The sequence below is a fragment of the Dietzia sp. PP-33 genome, assembly GCF_033790845.1.
Lineage (GTDB): Bacteria > Actinomycetota > Actinomycetes > Mycobacteriales > Mycobacteriaceae > Dietzia.
Genome location: NZ_JAMYEI010000001.1, coordinates 68,838 through 89,922, shown reverse-complemented (window position 1 = coordinate 89,922; position 21,085 = coordinate 68,838). Strand labels below are relative to the sequence as shown.

Here is a 21,085-nt window from a genome sequence, read left to right as displayed (position 1 = left end):
CCGGTCCGAGGTAGCAGACGAGCGACGTCGGATGGAACGATGAGGCCATGCGCACCCCTGACGGCACGGACCGTGATCGAGATGACGACGGTCGCGCGCGCAATTCACGTCCCCGCGACGAACTGGGCCGCCCGCTGCCCCCGGGGAGCGTCGGGGTCGAGCGCATTCCAGAGGACCTCGATCTCACGCCCGCCGAGTCGTTGACCTGGGCGCAGGATCTGCTGGATCGAGGACTGGCCTTCAATGCCCACGAGGTTCTCGAAGGCGCGTGGAAGAGCTGCCCTGCCGACGAGCGCACACTCTGGCAGGGCCTGGCCCAGCTGGCCGTCGGCATCACCCACATCCAGCGCGGCAACGTCAAGGGAGCGATGACGCTACTCGAGCGTGCGGCCGAAGGTATCGGACATCAGGCCGGGCCGGCACCTCACGGAGTCGATGCGCCCGGACTGGTCACCTACGCCGACGGACTCATCGCTGAACTCCGGCGGGGCGCCGATCCCGCACCGGACCAGCTGAATCCGCGCCTGGTCCGCCCATCAACCCACCACTGACGTATCCCGGTATCGCCCCATGAAGAAAATCGCTCTCGCCATCTCACTCCTCGCGGCGCTGACCGCCTGTTCGTCCGACGACACCGCCGGGGGCGGGTCGACCGCCCCACCGCCCGCCGACGAGGCAGGGAATACGCCTCAGGGCGCGTTGGAACTGGCTATATCGCAGACCTGCACTCCCGGCTCGGAGCCGCGGTGCATTCCCGTCAACGGCGAACACGTCCTCGTGGCCCCCACGGCGTTCGAGCGCGCGGGCGTCGATTCCGCCAGCGGCGCACCGCCGTCCGGAGAGTCCGACATGATCACTGTGACACTCGACGGTGACGGAACCCGGGTGGTCAGCAGAATGACAGCCGAGGCGACGCACGCCGGAGACCACTCCCGGCTCGTGATGAAGGTCGGAGACCACATCATCTCCTCGGTACGAGTGCGGGGCGAGTTGCGAAGCGAGCAGCTGCAGGTTGCCCTGCCGCCGGGCGCCCCCACCGAGGACATCCTCGAGGACTTGAACGGCGCCGGCGAATAACTCGACGACCCTTCCCTTGGGGCTACCCGCCCTGTCATCCGTTCTATCCCCGGGCGCTACTCCCCCTCGGTCTCTCGGTCGCGTGAGCCCCGCGAATGATCCTCGGCGTACGCGCGGAAGATCTGCCGGGCAGTCGCCTCATCCCCTACACGGACGAATCCGCGCAGAGGGGCCGCCAGATTGTCCAGTGACTCCGCCAGCATCCGGGCGCCCACACCCGTCTCCGCGCTCGCTCTCGCGCCGGCCGCGTCGCACAGTTCCAGAGCGGAGTCCAGCTGGCGCGAGAGCGACTCTCTCGGATTCTCCTCCTGGAAGTAGTAGGTCTCGGAGTGCTGGTTCAGGTCCACGCTCACGACGTTGATCTCCGCGGCGAGCTCCCCCAGTACCCGGGTGACGGTCTCAGCGGGAAGGCCGGGAAGCGCTTCGGCGAAATCGGCCTCCGCCAGTCCGTGAAGTCGTAGGGCGAGCGCCCTGCGCCGGGTCAGCGGCGGATAGATCTGCATGAACCAGGTGAGTGCCGCGGTCAGCAGGGCGAAACCTGCCAGTGCCTGCACGGGCGCGAGTGCCCGGATCCAGGGTTGGATGGCCACCACGTCGCCGTATCCCAGTGTCGCCAGGGTCACCAGCGAGACGTAGATCGCTTCCACGAGATTCGGGTAGCGGCCCGGGTCGATACCCGGTGAATAGTTGAACCCGCCGGGGATATGCGGGAAGTAGATCAGCGCCCAGCCCAGCCCCTGCATCATTACCCAGACCAGAACCGTTGCCACCATGCCCGCGGGTCCGACTGCCGAACCGGGTCGGTGCCCGACTCGCCGCGACACCGACCAGAGGGCCGACATCACCGCATTGCTCAGCACCCCTTCCCCGCTGGGGTGCAGCAGGGCGCGGAACATGTCCACGAGCCCCACGACGATGATCACGGCCCCGACGATCGTCACGGCGATGTCCATTGACCCTCCACTCCACTCTCACCTTGAACCATTACCAGGCCTCCGACCCGCGCGCGGTCCCGCCCCCGGGGACCCGGTGCGGACGGACGGGAGATCACCCCGTCGCGATGTCAATGTTCGCCCACGGCCAGGGCCTGCCGAACCGCGGTGTCCACACCGTCATCCCACGGCTCACCGTGGCCGGGGAGTACTGATCGAGCTCCGGTGGCCGCGACAGAAGTCAGCGAATCGATCGCCAGGGCGGTGTCCGCGGTCGCCGCGGAGGCCACGATCTGCGGCCCGGTCGCACCGGTGTAGGGGTCGAGCGTGACGAGGGCGTCGCCGCTGATGACCGCATCGCGGGCCGGTAGTGCCACGATGCAGTGCCCACCGGTGTGGCCGGGCGCATGCATCGCGATCGGGTCGCCGGGAAGGCCCAGGTCCGCATCGACCGACAACTCCCCCGCGTCCTCGATCCCCTTGACTGTCAGCGCCCCCGCGGCCGCCATCCTCCCCAGCACGGGGAGCGACCGGGAGTGAGCGAGCGGGTACAGGAACCGGTTGCTCTGCGGGGTGTAGCTGTACGGGTGCGCGGCGAGTCGGACGTCGTACGGGTGCACGAGGACCGGAACGTCCAGTTCGGTCCGGGCCCGGCGGGCGAAACCCACGTGGTCGAAGTGTCCGTGGGTGAGCACCAGGGCACGGATATCGTGGGGTCGCCGATTCAACCGGCCCAGCGTCTCGAGCATGAGTCCCCACATTGAGGGGAGGCCCGCGTCGACGAGGGTGACGCCCTCGTCGTCGTCGATCAGATAGCAGTTGACGTGGGCGTGAGCCAGGCGATGAACCCGGTCGGCGACCTCGGTGGCGTGCACGGCGGTCCTCTCGTCGTCGTGAGGGCGAGCGTGGTCCGCGTCCGATGGTCTCGCAACCGGAGTCCGGAGACCGGGCGTGGACTCCGGCGCGACGGGCCCTGCCCTTCACCGGTCCCGGGGTCGGAGGAAAGCGCGTAGCGTCGGCCTCAACCACCGGAAGGTTGTGATCTCGACCCATGAACAACGTCCCCGACACCGCCGATCGAATCCTGGCCCGGGCCTCGGAGTCCGCGCACGGCCGCCACGCGGAGATCCTCGTCCGGGAGGGCCCGCTCCGCCAGTCGCTGCTGGCCCTGACCGCCGGCACCGAGCTGGAGGAGCACAATTCGCCCCCGGCGGCCAGCCTCTACCTGATCAAGGGGGCTGTCCAGGTGACCGGTGAGACGACGGTGGACATCGCCGCCGGTGAACTCCACACCCTCACCCACCACCGTCACGCGGTCAGGGCACGAGAGGACTCGGTCTTCCTGCTCACCACGGTCACCAGCATCGAGGGTCAGGGCAGCTACACCGAGCCGCCCTCCGCCTGACCGGCCATACCCCTGGCGCGGACCCGGAACGGGAGAGGACACTGGGTGGCATGCGCACCCGGCACGTCAGTACGGTGATCCGCCGCTCGCCCGCGGAGGTCTACGAGCTGGCCTCGGACCCCGCCACCCTCCCCTCCTGGGCGTCGGGGTTGGCCACCGCGGAGGTGGATGTGGAGGACACGGCTGACGGGCCGACCCTCGTCGTGGATTCCCCGATGGGCAGGGTCCGCGTGCGGTTCCTACCCCGGAACGACTTCGGCGTCCTGGACCACGAGGTCACATTGCCCGACGGCACGACCGTGTACAACCCGCTTCGCGTATTACCCCACCCGCACGGCGCCGAGGTGGTAATGACCGTTCGACAACTCAACGAGGACGACGACGAGTTCGAGCAGGACGCGGCAACCGTGGCGGCCGATCTGGACCGCCTCGGGAGCCTCCTCGAAGGAGATCGCCCCTCCACCGTCCGGGCGTCCTCCCGTTCCACCGTGCAGGCGGAGGTGCGTGAGGCGACGGCAGCGGACGCGACATCGCTCGGCGGCCTCCTCCACGACTTCAACTCCGAGTTCGACTGCCCCTCGCCGAGCGCCGCGGAGGCTGCGGATCGGTTCAGGCGACTACTCGATCGCGACGACGTCCTCGCCGTCGTCGCGCGACTCACCCATGGTGACGAGGCCGGTACGGACATCGGCTTCGCCTTCCTCACCTTTCGTCCCACTCCCCTGTGGGACGGGCCTCTCGCGCAGCTCGAGGAACTCTACGTCCACAAGGATTTCCGGTCGGGCGGGGTCGGTACCGCGATAATCGAACTCGCGCTGGCCGACACCTCTCGGCGAGGGTGCGAGGAGATCCTCATCAACGTGGACTCGGACGATGTCGATGCCCGGCGGTTCTACACCCGTCACGGCTTCTCGGACGTCGACCCGGACTCGGGCTCCGGCATGCGGTGCTATCTGCGTCAGATGTAGAGCTCAGGGCGGTGTCGTCGTCACCGCGCGCTACTGTCGCACTGCGTCACCCGCACTGCGTCACCGTCTCACCACGTGGCCAGCTCACCGGGGCCGCACGGTGAGGGACTGCGCGACGGTCCCGAGTGGGCCCCGGTGGTCGTGGATCACGCTCGAGGTGAGCCCGAGACCACCGGGGCCGAACGTCACCCGGGTGTCGAACCCGGTCCACTCCCCCTGCGGCGGCCGCACCAGATGGGCGGTGAGATCGATGTTCGGGAAGTGCACGCGCGTGGGGTCGGCCCGCACGGCCATTCCGTTGGCGATGTCGAACAACCCGGTCATCCGTGCCAGCGTGCTGACCTCCTCGTCGGCCAGGAGCGGCACATCCGTGCGGACCCAGTACCGCGATCGACCGGGACCTGTCGACTCACGTCGGACCTGCGCGGACGCGAGGTAGCCGCCCCTCCAGATCGTCGTGGGATCCCAGGGCGCCATCTCGTCGGGCCGTGGGATCGGATCGAAACCCTCACCGGCGATCTCCGCGGTGTCGCGGGGCTGCTGTAACCACGCACGTAGCCGGATCCCCGTCCGGTCCCCGTGACCGTAGGTGGCCTCCACGAGTTCGATCGTCCGGCCCGGCCGGACGACCTCCACCCGTACATCGACCACGTCCATGGGGACCACGCCCAACAGCTCGTACGACAACCGTGACACGACCATCGGGTCCTCGCGCCTCGAGGCGCAGTCCGACTCGAGTACGTGCACGAGCAGTCCGAGGGCCGGACCGATGTGCTGGGTCGACTCGTCCCACGCGCCACTGACGTGTCCCGTCGGACGGAACGTGTCCTCACCTAGCCGGTCGAAGTACGCCATCGCCTGCCTCCGGTCGGTGAGTGATGATTAACTGGGAGGGTACACACCGGCACCCGGGAGAGACCATGGACGACAAGGCCTACGACGAGTTCGCGACCCCGATCGATGACAGATACCTCGACGACTACACCGAGGGCGCGACATACCGGTTCGGCGAGGAGTCGGTGGACGCCGGGGAGATCGTGGAGTTCGCCCGCAGGTACGACCCGCAGAGCATCCACACCGATCCCGACGCGGCGGCCGCGGGCCCGTTCGGCGGGCTCATCGCGAGCGGATGGCAGACGGCCGCTCTCATGATGCGGTTGTTCGCCGACAACTACCTCACCAGTGTCGCGAGTCTGGCCTCACCCGGGATAGACGAGCTGCGCTGGGTGCGGCCGCTGCGTCCCGGCGACCGGGTGACCCTGGTCTGCGAGACGACGGGCGTGCGCCCCTCCAGGAGCAAACCGGACCGCGGGGTGCTCACCACGGATGTGACCCTGCTCAACCAGGACGGCGACCCGGTGCTGACCGCCACGGCGCTCAACATGGTCGCCCGACGCTGAGGCCCGTCAGAGCCCGGGGGTCAGGTGGAAGATCGGGAGATGCCTGGTCGTCCGTCCCGCGTAGATCTCATAGTTGGGCCAGACCTTGACGGCCGCGTCCCAGGCCGAGGCCCGTTCGGCTTCGGGGAGCTCTCGCACGTCGACCTTGAGCCTCGCACCGTAGACCGACATCTCGACCTCCCCGTCGCCCGCAGCACGGAGGTTGTGCACCCACGCCGGCATCTTCTCGCCTCCCCAGTTGGAGCCGACGATCACCAGACCGTTGTGCCAGGACGCGCAGAGCAGTGGTGTGCTGCGAAGCGCGCCGCTCCTGCGCCCCGGGACGTGGAGCGTGAGTGTCGGCAGGCCGGCGACCCGGAGCAGTGGAACCCGGCCATGCGTGATCCGCGTCATCCATCTGTCGACCGTCACGACGAGGTGGGAGTTCTCGCGTGTGGCGTCCTGGCGCCCGAACCAGACGGCCAGCGGGGTGAGGAAGTTGCTCATGGACGAACTCTAGGATGCCGGTGGTCCGCCTCGGGGGGCAGGGCGCTCTCCGCGATCGCGACCACCTGCACCGACTCGAGCCACCCCCGCCTCAGGCCGGCCTCGAGCGCCGCGAGGTGAAACGCCCACATCCGCCGATAGACGGCGTCGAAACCCAGGGCCGCCGCATCCCGTCCGCGGTGAGCGAACAGCTCCGACCACAACCGCACCGTCTCCGCGTGATGAGCAGTCGCCTCGACGCGTCCGCGCAGTCGCAGTCGGGGTGATCGTTCGATGGCTGCCACCAGTTCCGGCCAGGACACCAACGGACCGGCCTCCGAGACGTAGCGCGACTCCCACGCCGCGAGTTCGATGACCGCCGGCTTCGGTCGCTCCGCGCACACCACCGCCGAGATCGCCAGTCTGCCGCCGTCGGTCAGGAGTCGGTCGGCTGTGTTTACGACCTCTGTGTAGCCGGCGGGCCCCGCCGTGATGCCCGGGTCGACCGCGACCACCGCGTCGACTGTCCCCCGCGCCTCGGCCGGGCCACCCAGGTAGAGCGTGATCTCGTCGTCGAGACCGGCGGCGGCGAACCTCGACCCCAGGGCCGACAGTCTCTCCGTGGACGCGGTCATGGCCCGGACGTGGGCGCCGCGCTCGGCGGCACGCATGGGCAGCTCGCCCCAGCCGGGCGTGGCCACGAGCGCGCGGGCCCCGGGGCCGACCCCCGCCAGGGTGAGAAGGGTGTCGGCCGAGCGCCGCTGGGCATCTCCCAGGTCATTTCGCCTCGGCGGCGCCGAGGGGGCCTCGAGACGGACCACCTCCGTCCCGTCGTCCAGGCGAGCGCGGGTGCGCGCGCCGGAGGCGAACACGGCCCCCGACGTCGACATCGTCTCGTCGGTGTACAGCGAGGTGAGCGCACCGGGGACGGAGTCCTCGAGCTCGACCGCCACCGGCCCCCCGCGCCGACGACCGCCACCGGGGTTACCTCGACCCTCCCGGCCGTAGGCCCGTTCGCCCGGGTGCGCACAGTCGGCGTTGCCAGCGATCCAGGGGCCCAGGGCCCCGAGGGCCGCACCGAGGTCGGAGGCCGCCCACTCGCCGGCCATGAACGACTCCCCCAGTCCCACCACCCCGGCTGCGGCCAGGCGCGCCCAGAAGCGCTCCGGGTCGCGTAGGACGATGCGGACCGGGGCGTCGTACTCCCCGGCCGCGGTCGAATCCGGGTAGTCGATCCTCAGACCGAGCTCGCGGGTGGACCTCCGCAGTGCCTGCGCGACCTCACCGGCGGTCTGGCCGCCGATCCCGTCCGGCTCCGCGAGCGCGGGCCAGCGTTCGAGGTCGACCGTCTGCGGTTCGAGTCTGACCACCGGGTCCCTCCCTCTGGGGCGTCGTCACCGGGGACGGTACCGCCGTACGCCGCCGGTTCCCGTCAGGCGCGGCGGGGGCGACGGTCCCCCGCGCGGACCGGCATCGCGTGCACGGGATACCCCCTACCATTACGCTGGGGAGTCGTGTCCGGGTGTCACCCGCCCGGGCCCTGACCGTCGAGCCACCGCGCCCGTCACCACAAGACCACCCTCATCAGGAGCCGCCATGACCGAGCCCGCACACGACCAGGTCACCGCCACCGCACCTGCCGGCCGCCGGCACCGCGTAGTCATCATCGGTTCCGGCTTCGGCGGACTCTTCGCCGCCCAGCAGTTGGAGAAGGCGGACGTGGACGTGACGCTGGTCGCCAAGACCGGGCATCATCTGTTCCAGCCGCTCCTGTACCAGGTTGCCACGGGAATCCTCTCCGTCGGCGAGATCGCTCCGCCCACCCGGCTCATCCTCCGCGATCAGAAGAACGCCACCTGCATCCTCGGCGACGTCAACCGGATCGACGTGGCGGCCAAGACCGTCTACGCCACCGCCGGGCACATCGGATTCGACCTCGAGTACGACAGCCTGATCGTCGCCGCCGGAGCCAACCAGTCGTATTTCGGCAACGACCACTTCGAGCGCTGGGCCCCGGGCATGAAGACGGTCGACGACGCGTTGGAGTTGCGGAGCCGGATCCTCGGTTGTTTCGAACAGGCCGAGGTCACCGAGGACGAGGAGGAGCGCCGCCGACTCCTGACGTTCATCATCGTCGGTGCGGGTCCCACCGGTGTCGAGATGGCCGGCCAGGTGGCCGAACTGGCCCAACACACCCTGAAGAACACCTTCCGCCGGATCGATCCCGCCTCCGCCCGGGTCATCCTCCTGGACGCGGCCTCCGCGGTCCTGCCGCCGTTCGGCAACAAGCTGGGCAACGCGGCCCGGGCCCGGCTCGAGAAGATGGGCGTCGAGATCCAACTCAACGCCATGGTCACCGACGTGGACTACCACGGCATCGAGGTGAAGGATCCTGACGGTTCGGTCCGCCGCATCGACGCCACCTGCAAGATCTGGTCCGCCGGTGTCAAGGCCAGCTCCCTCGGCAAGATGCTCGCAGACCAGACCGATGCCGAGATCGACAGGGCCGGTCGGGTCCTGGTGCGCAACGACCTCTCGCTTCCCGGGCATCCCGAGATCTTCGTGGTCGGCGACATGATGAGCCTCGACAACCTCCCCGGCGTGGCACAGGTCGCGATCCAGGGTGGCAAGTACGCCGCGAAGCAGATCATCGCCGGTGTCGAGAAGGGCACGTCACCCGCCGAACGGCCGCCGTTCAAGTACTTCGACAAGGGCTCCATGGCCACGGTCTCCCGCTACAGCGCCGTGGTGAAGGTCGGCCGGTTGGAGATCTCCGGCTTCATCGCATGGGTCATGTGGTTGGTGGTTCACCTCGCCTACCTCGTCGGTTTCAAGAACCGACTCACGACCATGTTCTCCTGGGGCATGCACATGGGCGGCGAGCACCGCTCACAGCTCACGTCCACGCAGCAGTGGGTCTACGCCCGCCAGGCGATCGAGAGGGTCGCGGCCGACGAAGCGGCGCGATCCGCGAGGGAGTCCGAGGAGAACGCGCGTACCGGGGCCCGGTGATCCGCTGCGGGTGTCCTGAGACGGACACGGCAGCGCCGGACGGGTGAGGGGCGCGCGGCGGGAGCATCTCCCGCCGTGCGCCCCTCACCCGTCCGGTAGCCCCTACTGGAGGTTCGCCAATCGGACCTGTCCCACGGCAGCCGTCCGCCCGTCGTCCCCGGTGATCTCCACGCGCCAGAGCTGTTGACTGCGGCCCCGGTGCACAGGGGTGCCGGTCGCCGTGAGCGTGCCCTCGGTGACCGCGCGGAGGAAGTCGGTCGAGTTGTTGACGCCGACCACCTTGCCCTCGCCCCCGAGCCAGACCGCGCCCGCGACACTCGCGACCTCCTCGGCGATCGCGCAGTAGACACCGCCGTGCACTATCCCGTAGGGCTGGTGAAGATGCGGACCGATCTCCACCGAGACCACGACCCTGTCGGGAGTGATCTCGACGTACTCCATGCCGATCCCGCCACCGAAACCGGCACCGGACCGCCCTCGGACCATCTGGATGAGCTCGTTCTCGACCGCCTCGGACATAGAACCTCTTTCTGCAGGCCCGGGCCGTCCGGGCGATACGGGTTCCGACGCTACCGCGCGGCCGACTTCCCGGAGAGGGGTCCCGGCCCCTCAGCGAACCGAGCGCCAACCCCTGTCCCGCACGGGGATCGGCCCCGCCCCGGGAGTGCGCGGCAGGGCACTACGCCTGCGCACCGCCAGACCGGAATCATGGAGCGCCTGCAGGACCATCTGGCCCCGACGGTAGCCGACCTCGGGGCTCGTGTCGGCAAAGGTCGGGACGATGGTCGCGGCGCCGAGGACACACTCCCCCACCACCGACCAGAGCGTGTCGACGCTGCAATTGCTCACCAGGGCCAGGCCGTCGAACACAGGACCCAGGGTGATGCGTGAGCGACAGGCGAGCCACTGGGCGAGCGCCTGCTCGCACGGCAGGACCACCGTCCCCGGCGAACCCGCCGACTGGTCGTCTCCCAACACGCGCAACGTCGTGTCCCTGACACCCGCCCAGTCGAGCCCACCCTCGATGTCGGTACGGACCGCCAGGTTCTCCGCACCGGTGTCCCATACGCGGCCGATGGTCACGAAACTCGCGACCGCCCGGCCGATCACCCCGTGCGCGAACGCATCCGCGACGAGGTAGGTCGAGAAGCGGATATCCCCGGACTCGGCGAAGTAGTTGCGGAACATCATCTCGACACGCCCGCCCTCGACGGCCTGCTCCAGCGGAACCCATCGGCGCCGGGACTGCGAACCCAGGTCCGCTATCGAGTAGAACTTCGGGTACCCCGGTCTGAATCCGCCGAGCACGTCCACCGTGTCGTCGAACACCGTGCGCGTACCCACCAGCCGTGTGGGCAGCGTGGAGCTGGTCATGTCTGCTCTTCCCCCTTGGTGATGTGCCTGTGACGCGGCCGGACACCTGCCTGCAGGTGCCGGACCGCGGCGCATTTCCCCCCGTTCCGCGGTGGCACCGGTGTCCCGGCTCGGTAATAAGTGATACAACACACCACCACCCACGACCAAGGGATTTTTGCCGGCCAGGGCAAAGGCTGCACTCAGTGCACGACTGACTTGTCAGCAAACGCACAGGTTCCGGCGCCCCGGCCGAGCGGTCTCGATCTCTTATCGACGCAGGTCCACTGCCTGTGGTGGCGTCGACTAGTCTTGGAGTCATGAGTACTGAGCGCGAGGACGCGCAGCCGACCTCCGGCAACAACGGGACCGCCGACATCGGAGTAACCGGACTCGCCGTGATGGGTTCGAACATCGCCCGGAACTTCGCGCGACACGGATACACGGTCGCGGTCCACAACCGTTCCGCCGGAAAGACCGACGCACTGTTGAGCGAGCACGGTGGCGACGGGGACTTCGTCCGCACCGAGACGATCGAGGAGTTCGCGGCTGCGCTGCGTTCGCCCCGACGTGCACTGGTCATGGTCCAGGCCGGGGCGCCCACCGACGCGGTCATCGACGCTCTCGCGGACGCCTTCGACGAGGGCGACATCATCATCGACGGGGGCAACTCGCTCTACACGGACACGATCCGGCGCGAGAAGGCCATGGCCGAGCGCGGTATCCGATTCATCGGCGCCGGCATCTCCGGGGGCGAGGAGGGCGCCCTCGAGGGGCCGTCCATCATGCCGGGCGGCCCGGCCTCCAGCTACGCGGTCGTCGGGCCGATGCTCGAGGACATCTCCGCCAAGGTCGACGGCACCGCCTGTTGCACCCACATCGGCGAGGACGGCTCCGGTCACTTCGTGAAGATGGTGCACAACGGCATCGAGTACTCGGACATGCAACTCATCGGCGAGGCCTACCACCTCCTCCGGGGCGTGGCCGGGATCGAACCCGCGGCCATGGCCGAGACGTTCCGGGAGTGGAACACCGGCGAGTTGGACTCCTACCTGATCGAGATCACCGCGGAGGTGCTCGCCCAGGTGGACGCGGAGACCGGGTACCCCCTGGTCGACGTGATCGTGGACCGCGCGGGCCAGAAGGGGACCGGTCGCTGGACGGTCAAGTCAGCCCTCGACCTCGGGGTCCCCGTGACCGGCATAGCGGAGGCGGTGTTCGCACGCGCGCTGTCGAGTTCGGTGCCCCAGCGCGAGGCCGGCCTGGCCCTTCCCTCCGGCACGGTGTCGACGCCTGCCGAGACCGGCGCTGACTTCGTCGAGGATGTGCGAAGGGCCCTGTACGCCTCCAAGGTCATCGCCTACGCCCAGGGGTTCGACCAGATCACCGCAGCGACCGCCGAGCACGGTTGGGATGTGGCGCGCGGCGACCTGGCGACGATCTGGCGCGGCGGCTGCATCATCCGTGCGACCTTCCTCGATCGCATCCGGGAGGCCTACGCGGAGAACAGCGACCTGCCGACGCTCCTGGCCGCCCCGTACTTCGCCGAGGCCCTGGCGGACTGCGTCGACAGCTGGCGGCGGGTCGTCACCACAGCCGTGGCGGCCGGTATCCCCGCGCCCGGGTTCGCCGCGGCCCTGGCCTACTACGACGGGCTGCGGACGGAGCGCCTGCCGGCGGCACTGATCCAGGGGCAGCGCGACTTCTTCGGCGCCCACACCTACCTGCGGACCGACCGCGAGGGCAGCTTCCACACCCTGTGGAGCGGCGATCGTACGGAGGTCCGGGTCTGACCGGGCCGGCTCCGACCGATCTGGGCCGTCTACTCGCCGGGCTCGGCGTGGAGGTCCCGATCCGGCACGCCGTCTCCACGGTCGTCGACGGTCCGGCCAGCGCGATCCAATCCGCCGCTCTCGAGGACGCGGTCGCCGGGCACGACCTCCTCGCGGTGGCGCCGACAGGCTCCGGCAAGACCCTCGTGTTCGCGATCGCGGTGACCCACCGGCTTGCCGGGTCGCCGAGCGTTCCCGGTCGGCCGCGTGCGATCGTGGTCGCCCCGACCCGTGAGCTGGCGGTCCAGAACGGGGAGGTCCTCGCCGAGGTCGGAGCCGGCGCCGGATTGCGCGTCGCCACGTTCGTCGGTGGTCAGCCTCTCGCGACCGACCGTCGATCCCTCGTGCCCCCTGTCGATGTGGCGGTGGGCACCCCGGGCCGCCTGAGTGACCTGATCCGCACGGGCGCGCTGTCCACCGTCGATGTGACCGTCCTCGTCCTCGACGAGGCGGACCATCTCCTGGGCCCGTCCTTCGGGGAGCAGACCGCCGTTCTCCTGGAGCAGTGCGGCGACGCCACGCTCCTGTCCACGACGGCCACGGCGGACACCGTCGTCGAGGACGGGTTGCGTAGCCGACGACCCGGGCTCCGGATCCACCGCGTGGACTCCCCCGTCGACCCAGGGCCGTCACGGTCGGTCGCCGCCACCGGGGCTCCCCGCCGGCTCGTCGTGGTGTCCGCACCGGACCCGGACAGCTGTGCGGTCGCTCTGGCCTCCCGCTGCCGGCGCGCGTTGTTCTTCGTACCCCGCCGCGACGCGGTCGAGCCGTTGCGCGCGTCCATCGCGGCGACCGGTGTGACCGCTGGTGGGGTCGCGGGGTCGGCATCCCCCACCCGGCGAGCGGGGGCCTTCGCCGACCTCGCGTCGGGAACCGTCCGGGTGCTCGTGAGCACCGACCTCGCCGGGCGCGGTCTGGACCTCGACGGGGTCGGCCACGTCGTCCATGTGGGGCCTCCCCATTCGGTGCAGGATCTGGTCCACCGCTCCGGCCGCACCGGGCGGGGGGACGACGCCGCCGGGGTCGTGGCCGCGATCGTGCGTCCGTCGGAGGTGGCCCGGATCAGTGCGCTGGCCGGCGAGGTCGGTATGACCGTCGAGCCCGTCGACTTCACCGGGCGTGACGCCCTGCGCCGCATCGACGAACTGTTCGGTCCGGAGATCGCGCTACCACGGCGTCGGAGGGAGTCCGCACCGCCCGCGCGTTCCCGACGCCCCGCCCGATCCCGTGTACACCGCCCCAAGAAGAAGCGGCGGTCGTGAGCGCGGGACACCCTCCCGGCACACCGGCCCTCGTCCCCGAGTCCCTCTGGAGGGAGCTCGAGCAGCGGCATACCGCGGTCGTGGACGAGCTCACCGTCGACCACCTCGGTCGTCGCCGCCGCGGCGAGCCACACCCGGTCGTCGATTTCGTGTTCACCTACTACCGGACGAGTGTCGCCACCGTCCGGCGGTGGCACCCCGGCCCCGCGATGATCCTGGAGAACGCCCATCTGACCGAACGAATGGACTGGCGGCACTATGAACGCGCATCCCTGCACGGTCGGGTGGGTCTCATGGTGGACCCCGCCTCCGTCCTGACCCGGTGCGGGCGCCGCATCGACCGGGCACGCGATGTCGTGGGCTCCACCGCCTCGCGGCCCGGAGCGACCGGCTGTTTCGGCCTTCACGAATGGGCGATGCTCTACGGGAGCGCAGAGGAGGACATCCGTCATGATCGGATTCCCCTGCGCGTGTCCCACGCACGGATCGACCGGGTGGTCGGCGAATCCCGCCTCCGGTGCACCCACTTCGACGCCTTCCGCTTCTTCACCGACGCCGCCGCACCCCTCAACCAGGATGTCCTCGACCGCGAGGGGCAGGCCCGGAACGAGCAGCCGGGATGTCTACACGCCGGTATGGATCTCTACTCGCACGTCGCGGGGATGGAGGCGGGTGCCCCCGGTGAACTCCTGCTCGACGCACTCGTGGCCGCCTTCGATGCCCGGGAGGTCGACATGCGTTCCTCCCCCTACGACCTGTCCGCCTGGGGACTCGACCCGATCGCGGTGGAGACTCCCGAGGGTCGGGCGGAGTTCGTCGCCTATCAGCGTGGGTGGATCCGACGCACCCAGGCGCTCCGGGCGAGGTTCCTGGACGCGGTCGGGACCCTGGAGGCGACGATGTGGAACGGCACCGGTGGAGCGCAACCGACCCCGGTCACGCCGGGGTCGCGCCGAACAGAGCTATCGCCACGTCGGTGATCACCCGGCCGAACTCGGCATAGGCGTCATCGCCGGCCGTGGCGGTGCGCAGGACCAGCCCCATGGTCCGGCCGGGTTCGGGCGCGAGGAATCGGGCGACCCCGATCGCGGGGTCCCGACTCTCCGGGCCCACGGCGGACTCCGGGACGATCGTCACCCCGAGCCCGCCTGCCACACAACGGACCGCGGTGGTCAGCGAGGCGGTCCGGGACCCGCCCCGGCCCAGGATCGGTGCCGAGACCCGACGACACAGGTCCACCGTCTGGTCGCGGAGGCAGTGCCCCTCGTCGAGCATCAGCAGCGGGAGGTCCACCAGTGCCTCGAGCGAGAGGTCGTCGCGTCCGGCGAGCGCGTGCCGGGCGGGAACGAGGAGGGCGAAGGGCTCGGTGTAGAGCGGTATCCCGATCACCCCGGACATCTCGGTCGGGACGGCCATGATCGCGACATCGATCGCCCCTGAGCGCAACTGGTCGACCAGTCTGGCCGTCTGATCCTCGACGATCCTCGGCCGAAGATCCGGGAAGCTCTCGGCCAGCGCCGGGAGGAGACCGGGCAGGAGATAGGGCGCGGCCGTGGGGATCACGCCGATGCGCAGGTCGCCCGACAACGGCCCCCCGCTGCCGGCGGCGATGTCGGCGACCGCGTCCATCGCGGTGACGGCGGTGCGCGCGTACGGAAGGAGTTGGTGTCCGGCAGGGGTCACGAGCACGGTCCGGGTGCTCCGTTCCACCAGGTGCACTCCGAGACCGTCCTCGAGGGTCGCCAGGGCCTGGGACAGGGACGGCTGGCTCATGCCGAGGTCTTCCGCTGCGCTGCGGAAGTGGAGTCGTTCCGCCACCGCGAGCAACACCCTGAGCTGGGTCACGCTCGGAACGAAACGGTGATTGGCCATGGCGATGAGTGTAAGACCATTGATAGCCCAAAGTCGACGATTATTCGCTCGCCCCTATGAGTGATCTTCGCCTCATTAGGCTTTACCTCTCACTGGACGTCGGGCATAGTCGGGCATGTCCGTTCCCACACGGCCCCAATCACAGGAGGATCACATGGCACTTCTCACCATCGGAGACCAGTTCCCGGACTTCTCGCTCACCGCCCTCAAGGGCGGGGACCTGCAGGCGGTCAACGCACAGCAGCCCGAGGACTACTTCGAGACGGTCACGAACCAGTCCTACGCCGGCAAGTGGCGCGTGATCTTCTTCTACCCGAAGGACTTCACCTTCGTCTGCCCCACCGAGATCGCCGCGTTCGGCAAGCTCGACGAGGACTTCCAGGACCGCGACACGCAGGTCCTCGGCGGTTCGATCGACAACGAGTTCGCGCACTTCAACTGGCGCGCGACCAACGACGAGCTCAAGGGAGTCCCCTTCCCGCTCCTGTCCGACATCAAGCACGAGCTCATCCGGGAGCTGGGCGTGGAGAACGCCGACGGTGTGGCCGATCGCGCGACCTTCATCGTCGACCCGGACAACGTCATCCAGTTCGTCTCCGTGACCCCGGACGCCGTGGGTCGCAACGTGAACGAGGTCCTCCGCGTCCTCGACGCCCTCCAGTCGTCCGAGGTCTGCGCCTGCAACTGGCAGAAGAACGACCCGACCAAGAACATCAACAAGATGGACATGCTGCAGGAGGGCATCAAGTGACCATCGAGAACCTGAAGTCCGGACTCCCCGAGTTCGCCAAGGATCTCAAGCTGAATCTCGGGTCGCTCGCGCGCTCCACGGAGCTGTCCCAGCAGCAGCTCTGGGGCACCTTCCTGGCCACCGCCGCGGCCACCCGGTCGGAGACCGTGCTCTCCGAGATCGCGGACGAGGCTCGTGAGAACCTGTCCGACGAGGCGTTCAACGCCGCGCTCGGCGCCGCGTCCATCATGGCCATGAACAACGTGGCCTACCGTGCCAAGGAGTTCCTCGGCGACGACTACACCCAGGTCCGGATGGGCCTGCGGATGAACATCATCGCCAACCCGGGTGTGGACAAGGCGGACTTCGAACTGTGGTCCATGGCCGTGTCGACGATCAACGGGTGCGAGAACTGCACCGCTGCGCACGATGACGTCATCCGCAAGGAGGGCGTCACCAAGGAGCAGGCCTGGGAGGCCGTCAAGATCGCAGGAACCATAGCCGGCGTCGCGCAGGCCGTCGAGATCCACGCGAACATCTGACACCGCTGCTAGGCCAGCCGAGCGAGGGCCCCGTCGACAGGTCGACGGGGCCCTCGTCGTGCCTCCCGGGCCGTCCCCCGCGAGGTTGCACTCCCTAAATCGCTCGAACAGGACTAGGTTCGGGGTCAGAGAAGTGGAAAGATCTTTCACTCCGACCCACACAGATTTGGAGATGCCATGACCACAGGAGGCACCCCGTCAGGAGGCGGGTACCCGAACGACCCGTACGGCTCAGACGCCGGCCAGCAGAACTGGGACGGGCAGCAGCAGTACGGCGGCCAGGGATTCGGACAGGAGCCCTACCCCGATCAGGGTCACGGCCAGCAGGGCTACGGCCAGCAGTCGTACGGGGACCCCGCGTACGGTTCCGCGTACCCCTCGCCCGGCCAGGGCGGCGGACCGTCGATGACCGGCAAGGTCTCCGCCACCGACGCGATCAGCGCCGGCTGGCAGATGTTCAAGAACAATCCCCTGCCCTGGGTGCTGATCGCGCTGGCCATGTTCGTGGCCAACGGGATCGCCAGTTCGATCTCCAACTCGCAGTCGATGTCGGTGGCGTTCGTCGGCACCATCCTGACGGTGGCCGTGAGCTTCCTGTTCCAGGCTTTCGTCATCCGGGGTGCACTGCTCGAGGTCGACGGTCACAAGCCGGAGATCGGCGACTTCTTCAAGCTGCACAACTTCGGTGCGTTCGTCATCGCGGCGATCCTCGTGGGACTCGCCACGACGGTCGGCTTCATCCTGCTGATCATCCCCGGATTCGTGGTGGCCTTCTTCCTCTACTGGACGCTCCACTTCGTCGTGGACCGGAACATGACCGCGATCGATGCCATGAAGTCCAGCGTCAACGCCATCAAGTCCGACGCCGGAAATCTGCTCGCCCTGGCACTGCTCAACATCCTCGTCGTGGTGGTGGGTTTCCTGGCTCTGTTCGTCGGTCTCCTCGTGGCTGTCCCGGTGGTCACACTGGCATCGGTGTACGCCTACCGCACCATCACCGGCCCCAGCGACTTCTCGCGCACCGCCACGAGCACCGTCTGATCCCGGGCGGCGCCGGACCGCAGGGCGCCTCGCACCTCGCTCCACCGACGACAGCCCCCGGCGTCACCGCCGGGGGCTGTCGTCGTATTTCTCACACACCGCTCAGCTGGGCGTGTCCAACCGGGGCTCCTCGGCCTCACGCTCGTGCACTGATGCGCGCCGAACCGCCCAGACCGTCGCGACGAACGCCAGCACGGCGAGCGGCCACCCCATGGCGATCCGCGCGGCTCCGAGCCAGTTGACCTCGTCGTTGAGATACAGCGCGTACTGCAGGACCGCGCGTATCGCGAAGAGCCCCGCCCAGATCCAGGTGGCGAACGCGTACCAGCGACGCGCGTGCGGGTCCCGACGCCAGGCCATCCCCTTGCCGTCGAGGAACCCCCAGATCACGCCGACGAGTGGCCACCGCGCGAGCGCGGAGAGCGCGAACGCGCCGCCGTAGACCGCCTGGGTGATGATCCCGTACAGGAAGTAACCCTTGGCGCTTCCGGTGCGCCAGGCGATGAAGACACAGATGGCGACCCCGATGAACCCGGACACCGCCGGCTGGGGGTTGTCACGCCGGACCAGAGACCAGGCCAGCATCGCGACCGCCACTCCCAGGGCGGACCACATGGCCACCGTGAGTCCCCAGATCCCGTTCACGGGGACGAAGGTCAGGATGGGTATCGACGAGAAGACGAGTCCGCGGACTCCGCCCATCTGCTCGATCAGCGACGCGTCGGGGTCACCGAACGCGGACGTGCGCCGTGTTCCCGCACCGTCGGCGGACGTCTCCCCCGTGGGCTCTTCCGCGGCCCGGTCAGACTCTGTCACGCTTCTCCTCTGCGTCCCGCGACCGGCTGGCCGCTGAGCAATTCATAACGCGGATTGAACATGATCTTCTGTCCGTCGCGGACGCCGATCCGTCCGGTGACCTTGAGGAAACGACCGGTATCGATACCCGGGATCGACGTACGCCCGAGCCAACACACGTTCACCGCTCCCGAACCGTCGTACACCTCGGCGGTCACCCCGAGGCAGTGCTCTCCGCCGCCTGAGAGAACCGTGCGCACCCGGCCCACCAGTGTGACCCGGTGACCACGCTCCGCGTTCGCGACATGGCAACAGCCTGTGCCTCGCACCACGCCTGCCAGGTCCGCGGCGTCGCGGGAGTCGAGGGATTCGGTGAGCCGGGCGGACAGGCCTCGGATCAGACGCGTCATGGTGGTGGACATCGTTGCGGTCTCCGTGGGAGGGACGATCAGAGCTCGTCGGAGCTTCGGAGCCGGTCCATGGCGCTGCCGTCCCTGCGTGGCTGCGCCGACGGGTTCTTCGGCCGGGCCTGTGCGTCCTGTGCCGGGGCCTGTGCGGGCGCCTGCTCCTGTCGCCCCGCGGCCTGGGCCGGGGCCTGCTGCCCCGCCCCCATCTGCTGCTGGTAGGCCTGCGCCTGCTGCTGCGCGGCCAGTTGTGACTGGGCCTTGACCAGCGCCTGCTGGATCTCGTCCGGAATGGTCAGCGGCAACTGCTCCCGGACGGGCATCGGCCCGTCGCCACGATTGATCAGGAGATGCTGGAACACCTCCCTGCCCTCGTCCGCTGCCTGATCCGCAAGTTCCGGCGTGGCCATGATGCGCACCTCGGCGGTCCACCGGTGACCGTCGACCCCGATCGCGCGGAACACCGCCCCGGGCATGATGGCCACCAGTTCACGACCCCACGGCCCGTCCTCGATGGACACCTCGGCGCCCTGTCCCTCGAGCTGCTCACGCATTCCGGTGACCATGGTCCGCCACTGCCCCGCGGTCTTGGGGGCGGCGAATGCACGGGGGATGACCCTGGACACGCCGGTCACGACGTGGAACTCAGGTTGGCCGTTGGGATCCAGTGCGACGTTCAGATCTCGCCCCTTGGGCACACCGATCACCAGCGAGCCGAGATCCAGGTGTCCGTAGCCGAGGTCGGTGTAGTAGCGCGGGACGTCCGCCACCGCCGAACGGTCGTGAGGGCCCGTCGTGGACGGCCCGGAGTCCGCGGCCTCCGCGGCGGCGGCGTCGCGGTCCCCGGTCACCGACTTCTTGCGTCCGAACATGGTCGAATCCTCTCCGCGTGCGACCCGGCCCCGGTCGGGACCGTGCCTCCTGACGCTACCCAACCACGTCACCGCCGGTCAGGTCAGGCGGTGGTGGCCTCCGGTCGATCCGTGCCCTCGGCCACCGCGGTCGGTCTCCCCGAGTTCGGCGACCTCGAGCACATCCCAGAGTTCGACCCTCTGGATGATCAACTGAGCGATACGGTCACCGCGACCGATGGTGACCGACTCGGACGGATCGAGGTTGATCAGGTTGATCTTGATCTCCCCTCGGTACCCCGCGTCGACGGTGCCCGGTGCGTTGACGATCGAGAGTCCGGCACGCGCGGCCAGGCCGGACCTGGGATGCACCAGACCCGCGAATCCCTCCGGGATCGCGACGGCCACGCCCGTGCCCACCAGCGACCGCTGCCCGGGCGCGAGTTCGCAGTCCGCGGCCGCGTACAGGTCGATACCCGCGTCCGAGGGGTGGGCCCGCGACGGCACGGGGAGACCCGGGTCCAGTCTCAGTAGTCTCAGCGGCCCGCCCGATCCGGCCTGGTGATCCGAGTTGCTCATGTGGTCGCCGCCCTCCTACCGGGCAACGCCCGGGTGATGGATAGTCTTGATGTCGTGACCGAAGAAGATCTCCGACCGTCGCCCGACCGCGTCCCACGCCCGGTTCACTCGGAACGTCTCCGGGTGCCGGCCTGGTGGTGGGTGGGCCTCGCCGCCGTCACCGCCCTCGTCCTGGCCTTGTGCTTCACGCTCGGGGCACGCTGGTGGATGTGGCTCCTGGCGGTGGTCGTTCCCGCGCTGTTCGGTTGGCTGTTCGTGACCGTGGGTCGCGAACGGGTCGAGGTCGAGTCCGACGGGCAGGGCGACGGGACCCTGTACGCGGGGCGGGCGCGGTTGCCCTTCGACGCGATCTCGCGAACCGCCGTCGTGCCGGCGACCGCGAAGCAGGCCGCGATGGGGCGTCAGCTCGACCCGGAGGCGTTCGTCGTACACCGCGGGTACATCCCCACGATGGTGATCGTCGTCCTGGACGACCCGCTGGACCCCACGCCGTACTGGTTGATCAGCACCCGCGACCCCGAGGGACTGGCCGCGGCGCTGCCGGACAACCACTACAGCTGACCGC

25 protein-coding genes are annotated in these 21,085 nt (G+C 69.1%); 13 read left to right on the top strand and 12 right to left on the bottom strand.

Features of this window, described 5'->3' with window-relative positions; genetic code table 11:
• Positions 1 to 47: 47 nt before the first annotated feature.
• Both NJE57_RS00470 and NJE57_RS00465 read left to right on the top strand, forming a co-directional pair.
• Complete coding sequence (locus NJE57_RS00470) at positions 48 to 551, top strand: DUF309 domain-containing protein (RefSeq protein ID WP_319026414.1); 504 nt, start codon at positions 48 to 50, stop codon at positions 549 to 551.
• Between the two features lie 19 nt (positions 552 to 570).
• Positions 571 to 1,077: a hypothetical protein gene (locus NJE57_RS00465; protein ID WP_319026413.1), complete on the top strand. Its 507-nt coding sequence runs from the start codon at positions 571 to 573 to the stop codon at positions 1,075 to 1,077.
• Positions 1,078 to 1,133: 56 nt separating this feature from the next.
• Here the strand turns inward: NJE57_RS00465 and NJE57_RS00460 are convergent, their stop codons facing one another.
• Both NJE57_RS00460 and NJE57_RS00455 read right to left on the bottom strand, forming a co-directional pair.
• Positions 1,134 to 2,030, bottom strand: a complete 897-nt coding sequence (locus NJE57_RS00460; RefSeq protein WP_319026412.1) for a potassium channel family protein — start codon at positions 2,028 to 2,030, stop codon at positions 1,134 to 1,136.
• 110 nt (positions 2,031 to 2,140) lie between these two features.
• Positions 2,141 to 2,884 carry an MBL fold metallo-hydrolase gene (locus tag NJE57_RS00455; protein WP_319026411.1) on the bottom strand — a complete coding sequence of 248 codons (744 nt, stop codon included), beginning with the start codon at positions 2,882 to 2,884 and terminating at the stop codon, positions 2,141 to 2,143.
• 176 nt (positions 2,885 to 3,060) lie between these two features.
• Between NJE57_RS00455 and NJE57_RS00450 the strand changes: the two genes are divergently transcribed.
• Together NJE57_RS00450 and NJE57_RS00445 are read left to right on the top strand one after the other, a co-directional pair.
• Positions 3,061 to 3,414 (top strand): cupin, encoded by a 354-nt coding sequence (locus NJE57_RS00450; RefSeq protein WP_319026410.1) that lies wholly within the window; start codon positions 3,061 to 3,063, stop codon positions 3,412 to 3,414.
• 50 nt (positions 3,415 to 3,464) lie between these two features.
• A complete protein-coding gene (locus NJE57_RS00445) occupies positions 3,465 to 4,382 on the top strand; it encodes a GNAT family N-acetyltransferase (protein WP_319026409.1) in 918 nt (305 codons plus the stop codon).
• 84 nt (positions 4,383 to 4,466) lie between these two features.
• On the opposite strand, the gene NJE57_RS00440 is transcribed toward NJE57_RS00445, so the two are convergent.
• The gene (locus NJE57_RS00440) at positions 4,467 to 5,237 is read right to left on the bottom strand and encodes a thioesterase family protein (protein ID WP_319026408.1); all 771 of its coding nucleotides are present in this window, start codon (positions 5,235 to 5,237) and stop codon (positions 4,467 to 4,469) included.
• A 65-nt stretch (positions 5,238 to 5,302) separates the two neighbouring features.
• On the opposite strand from NJE57_RS00440, the gene NJE57_RS00435 reads away from it, so the two are divergent.
• On the top strand, positions 5,303 to 5,782 hold the full coding sequence (locus NJE57_RS00435) for a MaoC family dehydratase (protein ID WP_319026407.1): 480 nt from the start codon (positions 5,303 to 5,305) through the stop codon (positions 5,780 to 5,782).
• A 6-nt stretch (positions 5,783 to 5,788) separates the two neighbouring features.
• Here the strand turns inward: NJE57_RS00435 and NJE57_RS00430 are convergent, their stop codons facing one another.
• On the bottom strand, positions 5,789 to 6,268 hold the full coding sequence (locus NJE57_RS00430; protein ID WP_319026406.1) for a nitroreductase family deazaflavin-dependent oxidoreductase: 480 nt from the start codon (positions 6,266 to 6,268) through the stop codon (positions 5,789 to 5,791).
• Entirely contained in the window at positions 6,265 to 7,617 is a 1,353-nt protein-coding gene (locus NJE57_RS00425; RefSeq protein ID WP_319026405.1) for a class I SAM-dependent methyltransferase, read from the bottom strand. Before NJE57_RS00425 ends, NJE57_RS00430 begins: the two co-directional genes overlap by 4 nt.
• Positions 7,618 to 7,843: 226 nt before the next feature.
• Here NJE57_RS00425 and NJE57_RS00420 point away from each other — a divergent pair, with 226 nt between their 5' ends.
• Positions 7,844 to 9,259: an NAD(P)/FAD-dependent oxidoreductase gene (locus NJE57_RS00420; RefSeq protein WP_319026404.1), complete on the top strand. Its 1,416-nt coding sequence runs from the start codon at positions 7,844 to 7,846 to the stop codon at positions 9,257 to 9,259.
• Between the two features lie 102 nt (positions 9,260 to 9,361).
• On the opposite strand, the gene NJE57_RS00415 is transcribed toward NJE57_RS00420, so the two are convergent.
• Complete coding sequence (locus NJE57_RS00415; RefSeq protein WP_319026403.1) at positions 9,362 to 9,778, bottom strand: PaaI family thioesterase; 417 nt, start codon at positions 9,776 to 9,778, stop codon at positions 9,362 to 9,364.
• 90 nt (positions 9,779 to 9,868) lie between these two features.
• Positions 9,869 to 10,633: a hypothetical protein gene (locus NJE57_RS00410; RefSeq protein WP_319026402.1), complete on the bottom strand. Its 765-nt coding sequence runs from the start codon at positions 10,631 to 10,633 to the stop codon at positions 9,869 to 9,871.
• Positions 10,634 to 10,932: 299 nt separating this feature from the next.
• Between NJE57_RS00410 and gndA the strand changes: the two genes are divergently transcribed.
• The 3 genes from gndA to NJE57_RS00395 are packed head-to-tail and all read left to right on the top strand — an operon-like array spanning position 10,933 to position 14,686.
• The gene (gene gndA, locus NJE57_RS00405; protein ID WP_319026401.1) at positions 10,933 to 12,405 is read left to right on the top strand and encodes an NADP-dependent phosphogluconate dehydrogenase; all 1,473 of its coding nucleotides are present in this window, start codon (positions 10,933 to 10,935) and stop codon (positions 12,403 to 12,405) included.
• Entirely contained in the window at positions 12,372 to 13,706 is a 1,335-nt protein-coding gene (locus tag NJE57_RS00400; RefSeq protein WP_319026400.1) for a DEAD/DEAH box helicase, read from the top strand. The genes gndA and NJE57_RS00400 overlap by 34 nt, the downstream gene beginning before the upstream one ends.
• Positions 13,703 to 14,686, top strand: coding sequence for a hypothetical protein (locus NJE57_RS00395; protein WP_319026399.1), 984 nt, complete (start codon positions 13,703 to 13,705; stop codon positions 14,684 to 14,686). The genes NJE57_RS00400 and NJE57_RS00395 overlap by 4 nt, the downstream gene beginning before the upstream one ends.
• Here NJE57_RS00395 and NJE57_RS00390 read toward each other — a convergent pair.
• The gene (locus NJE57_RS00390; protein WP_319026398.1) at positions 14,643 to 15,578 is read right to left on the bottom strand and encodes a LysR substrate-binding domain-containing protein; all 936 of its coding nucleotides are present in this window, start codon (positions 15,576 to 15,578) and stop codon (positions 14,643 to 14,645) included. The genes NJE57_RS00395 and NJE57_RS00390 overlap by 44 nt on opposite strands.
• 154 nt (positions 15,579 to 15,732) lie before the next feature.
• Between NJE57_RS00390 and NJE57_RS00385 the strand changes: the two genes are divergently transcribed.
• From NJE57_RS00385 to NJE57_RS00375, 3 genes are all read left to right on the top strand, one after another.
• Positions 15,733 to 16,329 (top strand): peroxiredoxin, encoded by a 597-nt coding sequence (locus tag NJE57_RS00385; protein WP_319026397.1) that lies wholly within the window; start codon positions 15,733 to 15,735, stop codon positions 16,327 to 16,329.
• Positions 16,326 to 16,850: a carboxymuconolactone decarboxylase family protein gene (locus NJE57_RS00380; RefSeq protein WP_319026396.1), complete on the top strand. Its 525-nt coding sequence runs from the start codon at positions 16,326 to 16,328 to the stop codon at positions 16,848 to 16,850. Before NJE57_RS00385 ends, NJE57_RS00380 begins: the two co-directional genes overlap by 4 nt.
• A 177-nt stretch (positions 16,851 to 17,027) precedes the next feature.
• The gene (locus NJE57_RS00375) at positions 17,028 to 17,891 is read left to right on the top strand and encodes a hypothetical protein (RefSeq protein WP_319026395.1); all 864 of its coding nucleotides are present in this window, start codon (positions 17,028 to 17,030) and stop codon (positions 17,889 to 17,891) included.
• Between the two features lie 102 nt (positions 17,892 to 17,993).
• Here the strand turns inward: NJE57_RS00375 and NJE57_RS00370 are convergent, their stop codons facing one another.
• From NJE57_RS00370 to dut, 4 genes are all read right to left on the bottom strand, one after another.
• Positions 17,994 to 18,707, bottom strand: a complete 714-nt coding sequence (locus NJE57_RS00370) for a DUF3159 domain-containing protein (protein WP_413464332.1) — start codon at positions 18,705 to 18,707, stop codon at positions 17,994 to 17,996.
• Positions 18,704 to 19,108, bottom strand: coding sequence for an OB-fold nucleic acid binding domain-containing protein (locus NJE57_RS00365; RefSeq protein WP_319026394.1), 405 nt, complete (start codon positions 19,106 to 19,108; stop codon positions 18,704 to 18,706). Before NJE57_RS00365 ends, NJE57_RS00370 begins: the two co-directional genes overlap by 4 nt.
• Positions 19,109 to 19,134: 26 nt before the next feature.
• A complete protein-coding gene (locus tag NJE57_RS00360; RefSeq protein WP_319026393.1) occupies positions 19,135 to 19,962 on the bottom strand; it encodes a DUF3710 domain-containing protein in 828 nt (275 codons plus the stop codon).
• Between the two features lie 78 nt (positions 19,963 to 20,040).
• Positions 20,041 to 20,520 (bottom strand): dUTP diphosphatase, encoded by a 480-nt coding sequence (dut, locus tag NJE57_RS00355; protein ID WP_319026392.1) that lies wholly within the window; start codon positions 20,518 to 20,520, stop codon positions 20,041 to 20,043.
• Positions 20,521 to 20,574: 54 nt separating this feature from the next.
• On the opposite strand from dut, the gene NJE57_RS00350 reads away from it, so the two are divergent.
• Positions 20,575 to 21,081, top strand: coding sequence for a DUF3093 domain-containing protein (locus tag NJE57_RS00350; protein WP_319026391.1), 507 nt, complete (start codon positions 20,575 to 20,577; stop codon positions 21,079 to 21,081).
• The last annotated feature ends 4 nt before the right edge of the window (positions 21,082 to 21,085 follow it).